The organism is Amorphoplanes friuliensis DSM 7358, assembly GCF_000494755.1.
GTDB lineage: Bacteria > Actinomycetota > Actinomycetes > Mycobacteriales > Micromonosporaceae > Actinoplanes > Actinoplanes friuliensis.
In genome coordinates this window covers 1,942,876-1,958,883 of sequence record NC_022657.1, presented here as the reverse complement: position 1 = coordinate 1,958,883, position 16,008 = coordinate 1,942,876, and the positions used below count along the sequence as shown (strand labels likewise).

General features: G+C 70.0%; 16 protein-coding genes. 6 read left to right on the top strand and 10 right to left on the bottom strand.

What is annotated here, in order from left to right; translation table 11 throughout:
• Positions 1–486 carry a GNAT family N-acetyltransferase gene (locus AFR_RS09165; RefSeq protein ID WP_023359649.1) on the bottom strand — a complete coding sequence of 162 codons (486 nt, stop codon included), beginning with the start codon at positions 484–486 and terminating at the stop codon, positions 1–3.
• Positions 487–599: 113 nt separating this feature from the next.
• Between AFR_RS09165 and AFR_RS09160 the strand changes: the two genes are divergently transcribed.
• A complete protein-coding gene (locus AFR_RS09160; protein ID WP_023359647.1) occupies positions 600–1,748 on the top strand; it encodes a low temperature requirement protein A in 1,149 nt (382 codons plus the stop codon).
• Here AFR_RS09160 and AFR_RS09155 read toward each other — a convergent pair.
• The gene (locus tag AFR_RS09155; protein ID WP_023359645.1) at positions 1,745–2,170 is read right to left on the bottom strand and encodes a DUF350 domain-containing protein; all 426 of its coding nucleotides are present in this window, start codon (positions 2,168–2,170) and stop codon (positions 1,745–1,747) included. The two genes, AFR_RS09160 and AFR_RS09155, sit on opposite strands and share 4 nt — an antisense overlap.
• A 78-nt stretch (positions 2,171–2,248) precedes the next feature.
• Positions 2,249–3,601 carry a glutamine synthetase family protein gene (locus AFR_RS09150; RefSeq protein WP_023359643.1) on the bottom strand — a complete coding sequence of 451 codons (1,353 nt, stop codon included), beginning with the start codon at positions 3,599–3,601 and terminating at the stop codon, positions 2,249–2,251.
• Between the two features lie 166 nt (positions 3,602–3,767).
• Here AFR_RS09150 and AFR_RS09145 point away from each other — a divergent pair, with 166 nt between their 5' ends.
• The 3 genes from AFR_RS09145 (at position 3,768) to AFR_RS09135 (ending at position 6,964) form a co-directional block, all read left to right on the top strand.
• Complete coding sequence (locus AFR_RS09145; RefSeq protein WP_023359642.1) at positions 3,768–5,531, top strand: NAD+ synthase; 1,764 nt, start codon at positions 3,768–3,770, stop codon at positions 5,529–5,531.
• Between the two features lie 98 nt (positions 5,532–5,629).
• Positions 5,630–6,460, top strand: coding sequence for a 3-methyl-2-oxobutanoate hydroxymethyltransferase (gene panB / locus AFR_RS09140; protein ID WP_023359640.1), 831 nt, complete (start codon positions 5,630–5,632; stop codon positions 6,458–6,460).
• Between the two features lie 54 nt (positions 6,461–6,514).
• A complete protein-coding gene (locus AFR_RS09135) occupies positions 6,515–6,964 on the top strand; it encodes a VOC family protein (RefSeq protein ID WP_023359637.1) in 450 nt (149 codons plus the stop codon).
• Positions 6,965–7,001: 37 nt separating this feature from the next.
• Here the strand turns inward: AFR_RS09135 and AFR_RS09130 are convergent, their stop codons facing one another.
• Complete coding sequence (locus tag AFR_RS09130) at positions 7,002–8,450, bottom strand: RNB domain-containing ribonuclease (protein ID WP_023359636.1); 1,449 nt, start codon at positions 8,448–8,450, stop codon at positions 7,002–7,004.
• A gap of 79 nt (positions 8,451–8,529) precedes the next feature.
• Positions 8,530–8,748: a hypothetical protein gene (locus AFR_RS43490; RefSeq protein ID WP_023359634.1), complete on the bottom strand. Its 219-nt coding sequence runs from the start codon at positions 8,746–8,748 to the stop codon at positions 8,530–8,532.
• Here AFR_RS43490 and AFR_RS47245 point away from each other — a divergent pair.
• Positions 8,747–10,612 (top strand): pentapeptide repeat-containing protein, encoded by a 1,866-nt coding sequence (locus AFR_RS47245; protein WP_023359632.1) that lies wholly within the window; start codon positions 8,747–8,749, stop codon positions 10,610–10,612. The two genes, AFR_RS43490 and AFR_RS47245, sit on opposite strands and share 2 nt — an antisense overlap.
• On the opposite strand, the gene AFR_RS09105 is transcribed toward AFR_RS47245, so the two are convergent.
• Positions 10,569–11,591, bottom strand: coding sequence for an aspartate-semialdehyde dehydrogenase (locus tag AFR_RS09105; RefSeq protein ID WP_023359630.1), 1,023 nt, complete (start codon positions 11,589–11,591; stop codon positions 10,569–10,571). The two genes, AFR_RS47245 and AFR_RS09105, sit on opposite strands and share 44 nt — an antisense overlap.
• Positions 11,592–11,733: 142 nt before the next feature.
• On the opposite strand from AFR_RS09105, the gene AFR_RS09100 reads away from it, so the two are divergent.
• Positions 11,734–12,525 (top strand): class I SAM-dependent methyltransferase, encoded by a 792-nt coding sequence (locus AFR_RS09100; RefSeq protein ID WP_041841942.1) that lies wholly within the window; start codon positions 11,734–11,736, stop codon positions 12,523–12,525.
• Here the strand turns inward: AFR_RS09100 and AFR_RS09095 are convergent.
• The 4 genes from AFR_RS09095 to AFR_RS09080 form a co-directional block, all read right to left on the bottom strand.
• Positions 12,522–13,130 (bottom strand): M15 family metallopeptidase, encoded by a 609-nt coding sequence (locus AFR_RS09095; protein ID WP_023359626.1) that lies wholly within the window; start codon positions 13,128–13,130, stop codon positions 12,522–12,524. The two genes, AFR_RS09100 and AFR_RS09095, sit on opposite strands and share 4 nt — an antisense overlap.
• Positions 13,131–13,220: 90 nt before the next feature.
• A complete protein-coding gene (locus AFR_RS09090; RefSeq protein ID WP_023359624.1) occupies positions 13,221–13,835 on the bottom strand; it encodes a GTP cyclohydrolase II in 615 nt (204 codons plus the stop codon).
• A gap of 105 nt (positions 13,836–13,940) precedes the next feature.
• On the bottom strand, positions 13,941–15,071 hold the full coding sequence (locus AFR_RS09085; protein ID WP_023359622.1) for an ABC transporter permease: 1,131 nt from the start codon (positions 15,069–15,071) through the stop codon (positions 13,941–13,943).
• Positions 15,072–15,983: a LysR family transcriptional regulator gene (locus tag AFR_RS09080; RefSeq protein ID WP_023359620.1), complete on the bottom strand. Its 912-nt coding sequence runs from the start codon at positions 15,981–15,983 to the stop codon at positions 15,072–15,074.
• Positions 15,984–16,008: the final 25 nt, after the last annotated feature.

The window sequence follows — 16,008 nt, the reverse complement described above, 5'->3', positions numbered from 1 at the left end:
CTATCGGGTGGCACCGACATTCCCCGCCGGCCCACCCGTTCCGGCCGGGTCGCGAGGACTCCAGCGGGCGACGATCTCGTCGTCCTCCATCTCGCCGGTCTCCACGAACCCGAGGGACGCGTAGAGGGCCCGGGCTGCTGTGTTGTCCGGCGAGTAGCTCAGCGCGACGTTCGGGCAGCCGGGCTCGGCGGCCAGCCGGTCCCGCAGGGCCACGACCAGGGCCCGGCCGATCCCGGTGCGCTGGCGGGCGGCGTCGACCACAACACCGCCGATCCACCGGCTCCGATCGTCGTCGACACCCCAGATGCAGAAGCCGACAACCTCGCCCCCGCTCACCACGGCGAGCGGCTGCCAGACGCTGCCGTAATGGCACATGCACAGGTAATAGGCGACGTCGTTGACGAAGGCCTGCTGATCGGGTCGCACGCTGAGCGCCGCGCACGCACGCCAGTTGTCCTCGGTCACGGGTTCCAGGGAGATGTCCACGCGGGCATCATCCCAAGATCAGCCGAACCACCCGGCACCACCGGTCTGCCGCAGCGCCGAGACGTCACGCTCGACGGTCCGCGCCGAAAACCCCGGACCCCTATGCTGCGCCGGTGACCGAGCCGACGCCGCCGCCCACTGTCCGTGTCTCGACGCTGGAACTCTTCTTCGACCTGGTCTTCGTCTTCACGATCATCCAGCTGACCGAGACGTTGTCGCACCACCTCACCCTGGCCGTGTTCGGCGAGGTGCTGCTGATGCTCTTCGTCATCTGGTGGATGTACTCGGGTTACGCCTGGCTGACCAACGCCGTCGCCCCGAACAGCACCACCCGCCGCACGCTGCTGCTCGCGGGTATGGCCGGCTTCCTGGTGCTGGCCCTGGCGATCCCGGACGCCTTCGGCGCGTACGGCTGGATCTTCGGTGTGAGCTATCTGGTCGTGACCCTGGTGCACTCGGGGCTGTTCCTGCAGGCCGGCGCCGGGTCGATGCGGATGATGCGGTTGCTCGCCCCGCTCAACCTCCTGGCCGCCGCCCTGGTGCTGGCCGGAGCGCTGCTCCCGGAGCCGTGGCGGCAGGTGTGCTGGATCGCCGCGCCGCTCGTGCAGATCGGCGCCGGGCATCTGCACAACATCGAGATGCACACGATCGTCGCCGGGCACTTCGTCGAACGCCACAGCCTGGTCGTGATCGTGGCGATCGGCGAGTCGATCATCTCGATCGGTCTCGGCTTCCGCGACGTGGAGCTGGGCGGCGGCGCGATCCTGGTCGCGGTGCTCGGCCTGTGCATCGCGTACTACCTGTGGTGGATCTACTTCGCCGGCGACGACGAGCGGTCCGAACAGGTCCTGGCGCGTACCGCTGATCCCCGGCGGCGGGCCCGCCTCGCCCTGGACGGGTGGGGTTACGCCCATTACGTGATGCTGCTCGGCATCGTGGTGCTCGCCGTCGGCATCAAGAAGAGCGTCGGGTACGCCTTCGAGCCGCTGCACTGGGGTGAGGCGATCGCGCTGGCCGGCGGGGTGGCGCTCTACCAGACCGGCCACGCGATCTTCCTGCGGTTGCTCGGGCTGCACGGCTGGCTGCACCGCCTCGTGGCGGCGGCCGTGGTGCTCGCCACCATCCCGCTGGGCCACGTGCTTGCCGTGGCCCAGCTCGCCGCGATCCCGATCATCATGGCCGGCGCCGCGATCATCGAGGATCTCCCCGCGATGCGCCGCACGGGCAGCACCGCGATCAGCAGTTTCGGGCGGAACGCCTAGGCGATGCAGGCGCAGATGATCAGGGCGGCGCCGAAGTGGGACGCGGCGCTGACCGTGGCACCCGGGTGGCGCTCGGGCGTGCAGATGACCTCGCCCAGCTTGCCCGGTGTCATCCAGTCGAGGACCAGGAAGGCCAGGCCCATGACGGCGATGCCGATGAGGCCGAAGATGGCGGTGGACAGCAGGCCCTCGCCGAAGTTCTCATAGCTGGTGAAGATCGCGGTGAACACGATCGCGGCGATGCCGATCTGGTTCGCGGCCAGCAGCAACGCGGCGTTCGGGTTTTTCTCGACCCAGATCAGATCGCGCAGTTTGCCCGGGGTCAGCAGGTCGACCAACAGAAAGCCGACCGCCATCAGCCCGATGCCGACCCCACCGAACACAATGCTGCGCCCGGCACCCTCAAGCAAATTTTCCAGCACGGCTTCTCCCTCGTGACGACGTCAGAGGGCACCGTATCGGACCTGCGCACATGCGTGATCCACCGGCTGGATAAAAGGTCAGAGTGTCCCGAGATAACGCTGGCGTTCGAACGGCGTGACCTCACGCCTGTACTGCTCCCACTCCTGGCGCTTGTTGCGCAGGAAGAAGTCGAAGACGTGCTCGCCGAGCACCTCGGGGATCAGCTCGGACTTGGACATCACGTCGATCGCCTCGGCCAGGTTTTCCGGCAGTGCTTCGTAGCCCATGGCCTTGCGCTCGGCCGGCGAGAGCGACCAGACGTCGTCCTCGGCGCCCGGGGGCAGCTCGTAGCCCTCCTCGATGCCCTTGAGACCGGCACCGAGCATGACCGCGAAGGCCAGGTACGGGTTGGTCGCCGAGTCGATCGAGCGGACCTCGACGCGCGCGGAGTTCGGCTTGCCGAACGCGGGCACCCGGACCAGCGCGGACCGGTTGAGGTGGCCCCAGCTCACGAAGGCCGGCGACTCGGTGATCCGGTCGGGCAGCTGCATCGGGAAGAGCCGCTTGTACGAGTTGACCCACTGGTTGGTGACCGCGGTGTATTCGCGGGCGTGCACCAGCAGACCGGCGATGAACGCGCGGGCGGTCTTCGACAGCTTGAGCGGGTCGTCGCCGTCGTAGAACGCGTTGCGCTCGCCCTCGAACAGCGACAGGTGCGTGTGCATGCCGCTGCCGGGCTGGTCGGTGTACGGCTTCGGCATGAAGGTCGCCCGCACGCCCTGCGAGAGCGCGACCTCCTTGACGACGTGCCGGAACGTCATGATGTTGTCCGCGGTGGTCAGCGCGTCGGCGTACCGCAGGTCGATCTCCTGCTGGCCGGGGGCGACCTCGTGGTGGCTGAACTCGACGGAGATGCCGATGCGTTCGAGGGCCAGCACGGCCTGGCGGCGGAAGTCGCGGGCGACCGCGTGCGTGGTGTGGTCGAAGTAGCCGCCGCCGTCGACCGGGATCGGCACCGAGCCGTCCAGCGGGCCGTCCTGGACCAGGAAGAACTCGACCTCGGGGTGCGTGTAGAAGGTGAAGCCCTTCTCGGCCGCCTTGGCGAGCATGCGGCGCAGCACGTGCCGCGGGTCGGCCCAGGCGGCGCTGCCGTCGGGGAGCAGGATGTCGCAGAACATCCGGGCGCTCTCGCCGCTGACACCACCCTCGAACGGGAAGACCTGGAACGTCGTCGGGTCGGGCATGGCGACCATGTCCGACTCGGTGACCCGGGCGAAGCCCTCGATGGCCGAGCCGTCGATGCCCATGCCCTCCTCGAAGGCGGACTCGAGCTCGGCCGGTGCGACGGACACGCTTTTCAGGGTGCCGAGCACGTCGGTGAACCAAAGCCGGACAAAACGGATGTCGCGCTCTTCGAGCGTACGAAGCACGAACTCCTGCTGTCGGTCCACGTCAACCCCTCGTACTTGCCCGGCGATCAGTCTCTCCCGGTCCCGTTACGCCGAGATTACGCTGACCACACCCCGCCGGGGCGCCCGGGTAAGGCCCGAACTTGATCACAGACGGTACGGCAGGGGACGGCGACATGGGACGCCAACACTGGGGAACAATGACGTCATGCCTTCGTTGCGTGTCGCTCTAGCCCAGGTGAACTCCACCGTCGGGGACATCCCCGGCAACGCCGCCGCCGTGCGGCACTGGTCCCGGACGGCCGCCGAGGTCGGTGCCCAGCTGGTCGCGTTCCCCGAGATGATGCTCACCGGGTACCCCATCGAGGATCTTGTCTTCCGGGACTCGTTCGTCGCATCGTCGCAGGCCGCGCTGCGGACGCTGGCCGCCGACCTGGCCGGCGACGGCCTGGGTGACGTGGCCGTGATCGTCGGCTACGTCGACGCCGACGGCCCCGCGCCGACCAGTTCCGCGGCCGTGCCGGGCAGCGGCCGCCGCGACGCCTCGGCACTGCTCTTCGGCGGCGAGATCGTCGCCACCTACTTCAAGCACCACCTGCCCAACTACGGCGTCTTCGACGAGGACCGCTATTTCGAGCCGGGCGATTCGCTCACCGTCGTGCGTCTCGGCGGCGTCGACGTGGCTCTCACCGTCTGTGAGGACCTGTGGCAGGCCGGCGGGCCGTTCGCCGCTGCCGGCCGCGCGGGCGTCGGCCTGGTGGTCAACATCAACGCCTCCCCGTACGAACTGAACAAGGACGACCTGCGACTGCCCCTGGTCCAGCGCCGCGCCGCCGAGGCCGGTGCCACCATCGCGTACGTGAACATGGTCGGCGGTCAGGACGAGCTGGTCTTCGACGGCGACTCGATGATCGTGACCGCCGGGGGCGAGCTGCTCACGCGGGCCGGGCAGTTCACCTCCGAGCTGCTGATCCACGACCTGGACGTGCCCGCGGCCGACCCGACCCCGAACGTCACCGACGCGCAGGGTGACGACGGCATGGGCATCCGGCGCGTCACGGTCGAGGCGCCGCCGCGGCCGCTCACGGACGGACCGGCGGTCGGTGGCATCGCCGACCGGGTCACCGACGAGGCCGAGATCTGGTCGGCGCTCACGCTGGGCCTCCACGACTACGTCGAGAAGAACGGCTTCCGGTCGGTGGTCCTCGGCGTCTCCGGTGGCATCGACTCCGCCGTGGTCGCCGCGATCGCGGTGGACGCCCTCGGCCCGCAGCGGGTCGTCGGTGTCTCGATGCCCAGCGGTTACTCGTCCGGGCACTCCAAGGACGACGCGGCCGACCTGGCCAAGCGCACCGGCCTGGACTACCGCAGCGAGCCGATCCAGCCGATGGTCGACGCGTTCCTGGCCAACATGTCGCTCTCCGGTCTCGCCGTGGAAAACCTGCAGGCCCGGGTCCGCGGCGTGATCCTGATGGCGTTGTCGAACCAGGAGGGCCACCTGGTCCTCACCACCGGCAACAAGAGCGAGCTCGCGGTCGGTTACTCCACGCTCTACGGCGACTCGGTCGGCGGGTACAACCCCCTCAAGGACGTGCCCAAGACGATGGTGTGGCGCCTCGCGAAGTGGCGCAACGCCGACGCCGCGAACCGTGGCGGCGAGCCCCCGATCCCGGAGAACTCCATCGTCAAGCCGCCGAGCGCCGAGCTGCGTCCGGGCCAGGTCGACAGCGACTCGCTGCCCGATTACGACCTGCTGGACGCGATCCTGATCGGCTACATCGACGGCGACCAGGGCCGCGACGACCTCATCGCCGCGGGCCACGACGCCGCGCTCGTCGACCGGGTGCTGCGCATGGTCGACCTGGCGGAATACAAGCGCCGCCAGTCCGCACCGGGCACGAAGATCTCGAGCAAAGCGTTCGGCCGCGACCGCCGGCTGCCGATCACGAACCGCTTCCGCGAAGGCGTGTGATCGGCTCCACTCAACCCTGACCGGTACGCCTCCCCGGGTGCGACGATTTGGTGGCACCCGGGGACCGCACTCCGCGGCCTCGAGGGAAGGAGACAACGATGTCCGAGATCCCCACGCTCTACGGGGGCCCCGCCACCCGCCGCGTCCGCACCCGCGACCTGATCGCCGCCAAGGAACGCGGCGACCGCTGGCCGATGCTGACCTCCTACGACCAGTACACCGCGGCGCTCTTCGAGCAGGCCGGCATCCCGGTCCTGCTGGTCGGTGACTCCGCGGCCAACAACGTCTTCGGCTACGAGACGACCCTCCCGGTCACCGCGGACGAGCTCCTCTCCCTGGTACGCGCAGTCGTGCGCGCCACGACCACAGCCCTGGTGGTGGCCGATCTGCCCTTCGGCTCGTACGAGGAAGGGCCGGTCCAGGGGCTGCGCACCGCGGTCCGGTTCATGAAGGAGGGCGGCGCGCACGCGGTCAAGCTCGAGGGCGGCCGCCGCGTCGCGGAGCAGATCCGGGCGATCACCGGGGCGGGCATCCCGGTCATGGCCCACATCGGTTTCACACCGCAGAGCGAGCACACCATCGGCGGTTACCGCGTCCAGGGCCGGGGCAGCGCCGCCGAGGAGGTCATCGCCGACGCCCGCGCCGTGGCCGAGGCGGGCGCGTTCGCGGTGGTGCTCGAGATGGTGCCGGGCGAGGTCGCCAAGCAGATCACCAAGGAGCTCGCCATCCCCACCGTCGGCATCGGCGCCGGTCCCGACACGGACGCCCAGGTACTGGTCTGGCAGGACATGGCGGGTCTGCGCACCGGCAAGACGCCGCGCTTCGTCAAGCGGTACGCCGACCTGTCGGGTGTCCTCACCGAGGCGACCAAGCGCTTCGCCGACGAGGTCCGCGGCGGCGACTTCCCCGCCGAGGAACACACCTTCTGAACCGCGACAGGGGTACGGCTCGGGCAAGATCGGATCAGTGGCAGACTTCGTGCCATGGTCGTTCCTGCCCGAGTCAGCCTGGCCACCCTGGGGGTGGCCGACGTGGCCCGTGCGACCGAGTTCTACGAGTCGCTGGGCTGGCGCCTCTCCCCCGCCTCCATCCCCGGTGTGGTCAGCTACTTCCACACGGCCGGTGGCCTGCTGTCGCTGGTGACGACCGAGAACATGGCGGCCGACGCGGGCCTGCCCGCCCGGCCGGCACCACCGAACCCGGCGACGGACTTCCGCGGCACCAAACTCGCGATCAACGTGGAGACCCCGGGCGCCGTCGACGAGTCCCTGCGTGCCGTCGTCCAGGCCGGCGCCACCCTGGTGAAAGCCGGTGGCGCAACCGAGTGGGGCGGCTACCTCGGCTACTTCACCGACCCGGACGGGCACCTGTGGGAGATCACCCACAACCCGGTCTGGCCGCTCGACGCGACCGGCAGCCCGCAGCTGCCCTGATCGGCCGCCTGGCTGCTCGATCGGCCCGGAACGCCGGTCAGGCCTGCTCGAAGAGCACGCTGCGCTTGACCGGGTCGGCCTCGGTCAGCCGCACCTGGATGCGGTCGCCGAGCGGCAGCTCACCCAGGCAGCGCGCCTGGACGGCCGGATCGTCGAGGGCCACCGTGCCGCCACGCGGACGCCGGTTGTTCTGCTTCTGGGTCTCCGGCTGCGCCGGTTTCGACGGGGCGTCGACGTCGACCACACCGGCCTCGAACGTCTCCCCGACCCGGTGGGCTAGCACCACGGCCTCGGCCAGCGAGACCGCACCACGGTCGGCCGCCGACGCCACCCGGTCGGTCGCCGCCATGCACTTCGGCAGCCGCGGCAGGGCCTCACGGGCCCACTCCGGCACCGGCCTGTCCTCGTGCAGAGCCAGGCAGACCTCCGTCGCGTACCGGTCGGCCAGGCGCCGCAGCGGCGCGGTGACATGAGCGTAGGGAGCACCGACCCCGCCGTGGCCGATCTCGGTGGGCCGCTCACCGTCAAAGGCGGTGTACGCAGCGCCACGCAACAGATCAGCCACCTGATTGAGGAACGCGGCACCCCGCGGGCTGGCCGGATCGACCGAAGCGACAACGGCACCGACCGAACTTCCCTCGGGCCACGGGACGCCGAGTGACTCCCCCGCGGCCCGCAGCTTGGCGATCGCCTCGGGCCGCGCAGCAGGCATCGTCCGCAGCAGCCCGACCCCGCCGTCGAGCATCAGCGTCGCCGCCGCCATGCCCGTGAGCAACGAGATGTGTGCGTTGTGCTCCTCGACAGCGTGCGGCGCCCGCAGCACCAGCCGCCAGCCGTCCCCGTCGGGCTCGACCTCCTGCTCGGGCAGCGGCAGGTTGACCGCACCACGGTCCGCCGCCCGGGCGGCCAGCAACGCCCCCAGCTCCGGCAGCAGCGCGATCGGCTCCGGCGCCGTCCCGGCATCGACGGAGGCCTGCAGACCGGCGTAATCCAGCTTCGCCCGGCTGCGCACCCGCGCCCGTTCCAGGGCAATTCCGGCGAACGACCCCTCGGCGTCGAGGTCGATCGTCCACAGGATCGCGGCCCGGTCGACGTCCGGCAACAGGCTCACGGCACCCTCGCTGAGCACCTGCGGATGCAGCGGCACCTTGCCGTCGGGGAAGTAGATCGTCTGACCGCGTACCCAGGTCTCGGCCTCGAGCGGACCGCCGGGCCGCACGTAGGAGGCGACATCGGCGATCGCGTAGCGCACCCGGTAACCGCCGGACGGCAGACGCGTCAGCTCCATCGCCTGGTCGAGGTCCTGCGAGGTCGCCGGGTCCACCGTCACGAACGGGATGTCGGTACGATCGACCGGCGGCAGCGCGATGGACGCGGCCTCCTGCGCCTCCTGCAGCGCCTCGGCCGGAAAGTCGGCGGGCAGCTCCAGCTCCCGTCGCAGCACGGAAAAATCGATACGCGGAGCCCACACCCGTTTGATCGGCACGGCTCATTCCTACCAGGCCGGGAACGACGGAAGGGCCGCGCCGAGGTCGGCGCGGCCCTTCTTTCCTGCGTTATGAGGATCAGCGCTTCGTGGTCGCCTTGCGCGCGGAGGTGACACGGCCGTTGCCGGCCGCGGTCGCCTGGCGGGCGGCGGCGGGCGTCGACGCCTTCTTGACCCGGCCCGCGTTGGTCGCGGAGGTCTTGGTCATCGAGGACGCCTTGGCATTGCCGGCCTTGGCCGAACTACCCGAACGAACCTTGGCACCCGCGGTGTTGCCGGCGCTGCGAGCAGCGGTCATGTTCCTGACGGCCGCCGAGCTCGACTTCGCGGCCGCCTTCTTGGCCGGCGCCTTCTTGGCGGCCGCCGACTTCGCACCGGCAGACTTCGCAGCGGTCGACTTCGCAGCCGTGGACTTCGCCGCGGTCGACTTGGCGGCAGTCGACTTCGCAGCGGTCGACTTGGCGGCGGTGGTCTTCTTGGCGGCCGTGGAATTGGCCGCGGTCGACTTGGCCGCGGCCTTCTTCGCGGGAGCCTTCTTCGCCACAGCCGAGTTCGCCGTCGACTTCGCCGCAACCTTCTTCGCCGCCGCGGACTTCGCGGTCGACTTCGAGGCCGTGGACTTGGCTGCAGTCGACTTCGCAGCCGTGGACTTCGAGGCGGTGGACTTGGCGGCAGTCGACTTCGCAGCGGTCGACTTCGAGGCGGTGGACTTGGCGGCAGTCGACTTCGCAGCGGTCGACTTCGCAGCGGCGGGCTTGGCGGCCGTGGACTTCGCAGCGGTGGACTTGGCCGCGGTTGACTTGGCGGCGACCTTCTTCGCGGGAGCCTTCTTCGCAGCCGTCGGCGTCGCAGTCGTGGACTTGGCGGCGGTGGTCTTCTTCGCAGCCGAGTTCGCAGCGCTCGACTTTGCGGTGGTCGACTTCGTGGCGGTCGACTTGGCCGCGACGCTCTTGGCCGGAGCCTTCTTGGCCACGGTCGACTTCGCCGTCGTGGACCCGGCGGTCGTCGACTTCGCAGCGGCGATCCGCTTCGCGGCGGCGGGCTTCGCAGCGGTGGACTTCCCGGCGGTCGAGCTGGTCGCTGCCGGCTTGGCCGAGGACGCGGCCTTCGCGGAACGCCCGGCCGGCGCCTTCTTCGCCGCGGCCGGCTTGGCGGCGGCGGTGGTGCTGCCGGTGGTGGTGCTGCTGCTGGATCGCGCGGTGACCGACTTCGTCGCGGTGGACGTCGCGGCAGCGATCCGCTTCGTGCCGGCAACCTTGGCCGGCCGGCCCGCCGTGGTCTTGCTCGCTGCCGACTTGACCGCCGTGGTCTTCGCAGTCGCGGACTTCGCAGCCGTGGTCTTCGCAGTCGCGGACTTCGCCGCCGTGGTCTTCGCCGCCGTGGTCTTCGCAGTCGCGGGCTTGACCGCCGTGGGCTTGGCCGCGGTCGACTTCGCCGCCGGGGACTTCGCGGACGTGGTGGCGGGCTTGGCCGCACCGGCCTTGCCCGCGGACGCCTTGACGGTCGCCGGGCGGCCGGCCGGGCGCGACGCCGCCGCAACGGTCCGGGTGGCTGACGTCCGGGCGGTGGTCGTCCGGGCGGCCGCCGGCTTGGCGGCGGCCGGGGTTGCCGCGGCCCGCGCGGATGTGGCGCGGGTCGTGGCAGCCCGGGTCGGGGCCTTCTTGGTCACGGCCATGGGGAAGTTCCTCCTTGCGAATGACTGTGGGCTCGTCTCCGCATGGAGACAGCAGGATTCCGGCTTGGACACAGGGGTCACGCCGGCCTTGCTAGCTGACCTCCCCGGTCCAGCGGGCATCCTCGGCGTCCCAATCCGCATTGCGCTTCTCGACGGTCTCGAGCGCGTGCGTGGCTTCGTCAGCGGAGGAGTACGGGCCGAGCCGGAACTGGGCAGGACACACGTCGTCCCCGGTCTCGACCCGGTTGTGGCGGAGGCACCAGAAGTAGCCGCCGCCGGGCCCACTGTCGTTCATGCAATCACTGTGCACCTCAAATCGACCATGCGCTACCGATTCAGGCAAAAAGCCCGTTTTTTCCATAGTGGAGTGTCGAAAAGACCCCCCGAAGGAACGACAAACCCGTCTCACCCAACGGGTGAGACGGGTCGCGGAGCGGGTCGGATCAGAGGGCGGCGGCGACCAACTCGGCCACCTGGACCGCGTTGAGGGCGGCACCCTTGCGCAGGTTGTCGTTGGAGAGGAAGAGTGCGATGCCGTTGTCGACGGTCTCGTCGGCGCGGATCCGGCCGACGAAGGTCGGGTCACGACCGGCCGCCTGCAGCGGCGTCGGGACGTCGGACAGCTCGACGCCGGGTGCGGACGCGAGCAGCTCGCGGGCGCGTTCCGGGCTGATCGCCCGGGCGAAGCGGGCGTTCACCTGGAGCGAGTGGCCGGTGAAGACCGGGACGCGGACGCAGGTGCCGGAGACCTTGAGGTCCGGGATGCCGAGGATCTTGCGGCTCTCGTTGCGGAGCTTCTGCTCCTCGTCGGTCTCGCCGAGACCGTCGTCGACGATCGAGCCGGCCAGTGGCAGGACGTTGAACGCGATCGGCTGCGAGAACGATCGCGGCGCCGGGAACTCCACGGCGCTGCCGTCGTGGGCGAGCTCGGTGGCGCGGTCGACGACCTTCTTCACCTGCTCGTCGAGCTCGGCGACACCGGCGAGCCCGGCGCCCGAGACCGCCTGGTACGTCGTCGCGACGAGCGCCACCAGCCCGGCCTCGTCGTGCAGCGGGCGCAGCACCGGCATCGCGGCCATGGTCGTGCAGTTCGGGTTGGCGATGATCCCCTTGGGGCGCTGCGAGATGGCGTCCGGGTTCACCTCCGCCACGACGAGCGGGACGTCGGGGTCCATCCGGTACGCGGAGGAGTTGTCGATGACCACGGCGCCGGCCTCGGCGACCCGGGGTGCGTACTCCTTGGAGCTGCCTTTGCCCGCGGAGAACAGGACGATGTCCAGTCCGCGGTAGTCCGCCGTGGCGGCGTCCTCGACGGTCACTTCGCCGTCGCCCCAGGGGAGCGTGCGGCCCGCGGAACGGGCCGAGGCGAAGAGCCGGAGCTGGTCTACGGGGAACTCGCGGTCGGCCAGGATGCGGCGCATGACGCCGCCGACCTGTCCCGTCGCGCCTACGATGCCGATCCTCATGGGGATAAAACTACGGCCTGGTTTCCCGCGGGCAAACTCGGTATCCCAAGCCTCGGACCAGCATCGACAGCCCTGCGTTTTACATTGTGGGATTTTACTCCCGATATGCGAGACGCGGACGTAGCGTCGGGACATGGCTGCTGTGTACACCCACGGGCATCACGAATCGGTCCTGCGCTCACATCGCTGGCGCACCGCAGAAAATTCGGCGGCGCATCTCCTGCCGCGGCTGAAATCCGGCGACACCCTCCTGGACATCGGCTGCGGTCCCGGCACGATCACCGGTGATCTCGCGACTCTCGTCACACCCGGGCGGGTCACCGCTCTGGAGATCACCGCACCGGCCCTGGATCTCGCGCGCGCCGAGATCACCCGCCGCGGGCTCGGCAATGTCGACTTCGCGGTCGGCGACGTGCACGCGCTCGACTTCCCGGACGACACCTTCGACGTCGTGCACGCCCATCAGGTGCTGCAGCACGTCGGTGATCCGGTGGCGGCCCTGCGCGAGATGCACCGCGTCACCAGGCCGGGCGGTGTGATCGCGGTCCGCGACAGCGACTACGCGGCCTTCACCTGGTTCCCGCAGATGCCGGAGCTGGACGAGTGGCTGGATCTTTATCAGCGGGTGGCCCGCGGCAACGGCGGTGAGCCCGACGCCGGACGCCGGCTGCTGTCCTGGGCGCACGCGGCCGGCCTCACCGACGTGACGGCGACGTCGAGCACGTGGTGCTTCGCAACACCCGAGGACCGGCAGTGGTGGGGCGGCATGTGGGCCGACCGCATCCTCGAGTCCGACATGGCGCGCACCGCCCGCGAGAAACACGGCGCGACGGAAGCCGACCTCCAGCGGATCTCCGAAGCCTGGCGGACCTGGGCCGCGGAGGACGACGGCTGGATGTCACTCCTGCACGGCGAACTGATCTGCCAGGTCTAGAGCGACTTCGGCTTGAACGCCCAGTGCCACGGCTCGCGCGGGGTGTTCTCCACGAAGCCGTACTTCTCGCCGTTCTCGCGCATCCACGCCTGCGCCTTGTTGTTCAGGTCGAGGTCGGTGGCCATGCCCCAGCCGTGCTCGCTGGTGCCGGGCTTGGCCGCCAGCCCGCCCTGCGAGTAGAGCCCCTTGCGGCGGGCCACGTCGACCTGTTCGTCGTACGAGCGGTAGGAGTCGGTGATCCCGATCTTGACGCCCTGGGCCTTGGCGTCGGAGATCATCCGGTTCAGGTTCTCCGCCGCCGGCGCCCACAGCTTGTGGTTGGTGGTGCCGACCTTCTCCAGCGCGTTCGCCGGGATCTTGCCGTTCCCGTACGCGGCCAGCTCGGTCGGGATCCCCTTGCTGTTCAGTGAGAACGACTTCGCGGTGCCCGCGGACGACTGGGTTCCCATGGCGTCCGCGAGCGCCGTCGCGAAGGTGCTGCCCGAGCCTGATGTGGTTGACGTGGCCGAGGTGGCCTGCTTGGTCGCGGTGGCCTGCTGAGTCTGCAGCGCGATCATCCGGCTCTGGATGTCCGCGATGCGGCTGTTGACGGCCTCGATCCCCACAGCGATGAACCTCCGTGCTCGACGGTGCAACGTTCTACCGATCGGCGCAACGGAAAGCGGACTGAGGCGCTCCGGGAAAGAAACCGGAAGTCAGACCGCCAGGGGCAGCGCGATGGTGTGCGCGGTGTGCGACACCTTCGCCTGGAGGTAGCGCACGTTGGCGTCGGAGGCGTGCACCTGTGTCGGGACCACGGCCCGCACGTCGACACCGGACGCCCGCAACTGTGCCGGTTTGTCGGGATTGTTGGTGAGCAGGTCGACGGTGCCGGCGCCCAGCGCGGTCAGCATCTGCGCGGCGGCCGTGTAGTCACGCTCGTCGTCGGCGTGCCCGAGTGCCCGGTTCGCCTCGTACGTGTCCAGGCCCAGGTCCTGCAGCGCGTACGCGTCGAGTTTGGCGTAGAGGCCGATCCCCCGGCCCTCCTGCCGCAGGTAGAGCAGGAAACCACCGACGCCGGCGATGCGTTCGACCGCCTCGCGCAGCTGGGGGCCGCAGTCGCAACGCTCGGAGCCGAACACGTCACCGGTGAGGCACTCGGAGTGCGGGCGTACGAGAGGAACCTCGGCGCCGAAGGCGTCACCGAGGGCGAGCGCGAGGTGCTCCTTGCCGTCGGCGAGGCCGTCGAACGTGATGACCTCGGCAGTGGTGCTGTATCCGTCCGCGAACTTCAGCGGCACGGTGACCCGGCTGCGAATACCCAAAGACATGAGAGCTCCCTAAGCACTTGACGCTTCAAGCACAGGCTCGACCATACGCCGCGCCTGTGCAGGGAACCACGAGCCGAACGTCACAACGGATCAAGAAATGGCGGATCAGATCGCCACGGGCTCCCGCGTCTCGTTGCCCTCGATGCGGTCTTTTAGGTCGAGTTCGACCTCCGAGACACGGTCGGCGCGGTTCGGCAACAGGTTCGTGACCAGCACGAGGAGGCACCCGATGCCGGCGTAGAGAGCAAGCACGAGCAGGTGCGTACCGATGGGTGCGGCCGGAAAATAAAGATTGTCCCGAACGGCCTGGACGCCGGCGCCGGTCGGGAGGTTTTCGCCGAGGAGGCGGCCGAACGCCGGCAGGAACTCCGGCAAAATGCTCGCGCCCGAGATGACCGTACCGACGGTGAAGTAGAGAGCGCCGACGAGCGCGCCACCGGGACCGAGGAGGGCGACCGCCCCGGCGGTCGAGCCGGTGATGGCCAGCGAGAGCAGGGCGAAGATGCCGAGCATCTCCCAGTGGTTCGCGTCGGCGCCCACCCCGAACCACGTCATCGACCAGAGCACCGCGGCCGCGGATCCGGCCGCGTACACGATGAGCGTGCTCAGATGGCCGAGCGCACGCTTCCACGACCGGCGGGTGCGCGGGATGAGGCGGCCCAGCCCGATCGAGGCGATGGTGCCGCCGAGGGCGAGCGCCTGTGTCAGGAAGCCCAGCGAGGCGCCGTTGACGTCGTCAGCGGGCAGCGGAACGACGTCGGTGATCGTGGGAGTGCCGGCCAGCACCTGCGCCTGCGCGACGGTGATCGTCGTGCCCTCCTGCGCCAGCGCCGTGAGCTGCTGGGCGTTCTGCTGACCGACCACCGTGGTGTAGGTGCTGCGCAGCAGGCTAGCGGCGGCCGGGCCCGCCGCGGAGGCGAGGTACAGGTGCGGCTGGGCGGCGCTCGCGTCGACACCGCCGTAGACCTCACGGCTCGTGATGCCGGCGCGGAGATCCGCGACGTCGGCGTACGCGTGGACCTCGAAGACACCCTCACGCTCGAGCAGGTCGACGATCGCGGCGGACTTGGCGGCGGGCGCGATCAGCCCGACCGGCACGTCGCGCGGGGTCGCCTTGTGCCCCATGCCCAGGTAGTAGGCCGTCAGCGCGAGCTGCACCGCCACGCCGACCAGACAGACCACCAGCGCGAACCGGCGGAACTGACGCGACGACTGGATCTGGTTGTCCTCGGACATCTACTCAGCATCGCGGAGACCCCCGGACGGCCGCAGGTGATCGTCGATCATCCCGAGCAGCGCCCGCGCGGCCGCACTCGGCGCGCGGACCGCCGACGTCGCAACCCCCAGCGGCCAGTTCAGATCCACGTCGGCCACCGGCACCAGGACCAGATCCAGATCCTCCGGTACGGCGAAGCGCGGCAGGATCGCGACGCCGAGCCCGTGCCGCACGAACGCCGCCCCGGTGGTGATGTCGATGACCTCGAGCGACACCTGCCGGTCCACACCGGCGGCGGCGAACGCGCGGTCCACCACGGTCCGGTTGCCGTAACCGATCGGGAAGTCGACGAACCGCTCGTCGGCCAGGTCCTCGACGCGAACGACGGGCAGCCGGGTCAGGCGGTGCCCGGCCGGGACGACCAGCTCCAGCGGATGCCACAGCAGTTGCCGCACGTGGACACCCGTCGGCGCACGCCCCGGCACCGACACGAGGGCGACGTCGAGGCTGCCGTCGGTCAGCGCGTCGACGAGACCTTCGGAGCCCCGGGTCGAGACGGTGAGCTGCAGGATCACGTCGGGGTGGGCCCGGTGGAAGCGGCCGAGCAGCGCCGGCTGGTCGACCAGCCCGATCGACGTCAGCGTCCCGATCCGCAACGTGCCCCGCAGCCCACCGCGCACCTCGTCGACGGCGTCGCGGGCGGCCCGCGCGGCATCCAGCGCGGCGCGCGCCTTGGGCAGCAACGCCGCCCCCGCGTCGGTCAGGGTCACCCGCTTGGAAGTGCGTTCGAGCAGGGCCGCGTCGAGTTCGTGCTCCAGGGCTTTGATCGCGGCGGAGACCCCGGACTGCACGACATGCAGGCGTGCGGCGGCGCGGGTGAAGCTGCGCTCGTCCGCGACCGTGACGAAGTATTCGAGGTGCCGCAGTTCCATCGGCCAACTATCGCATCCGGTGATA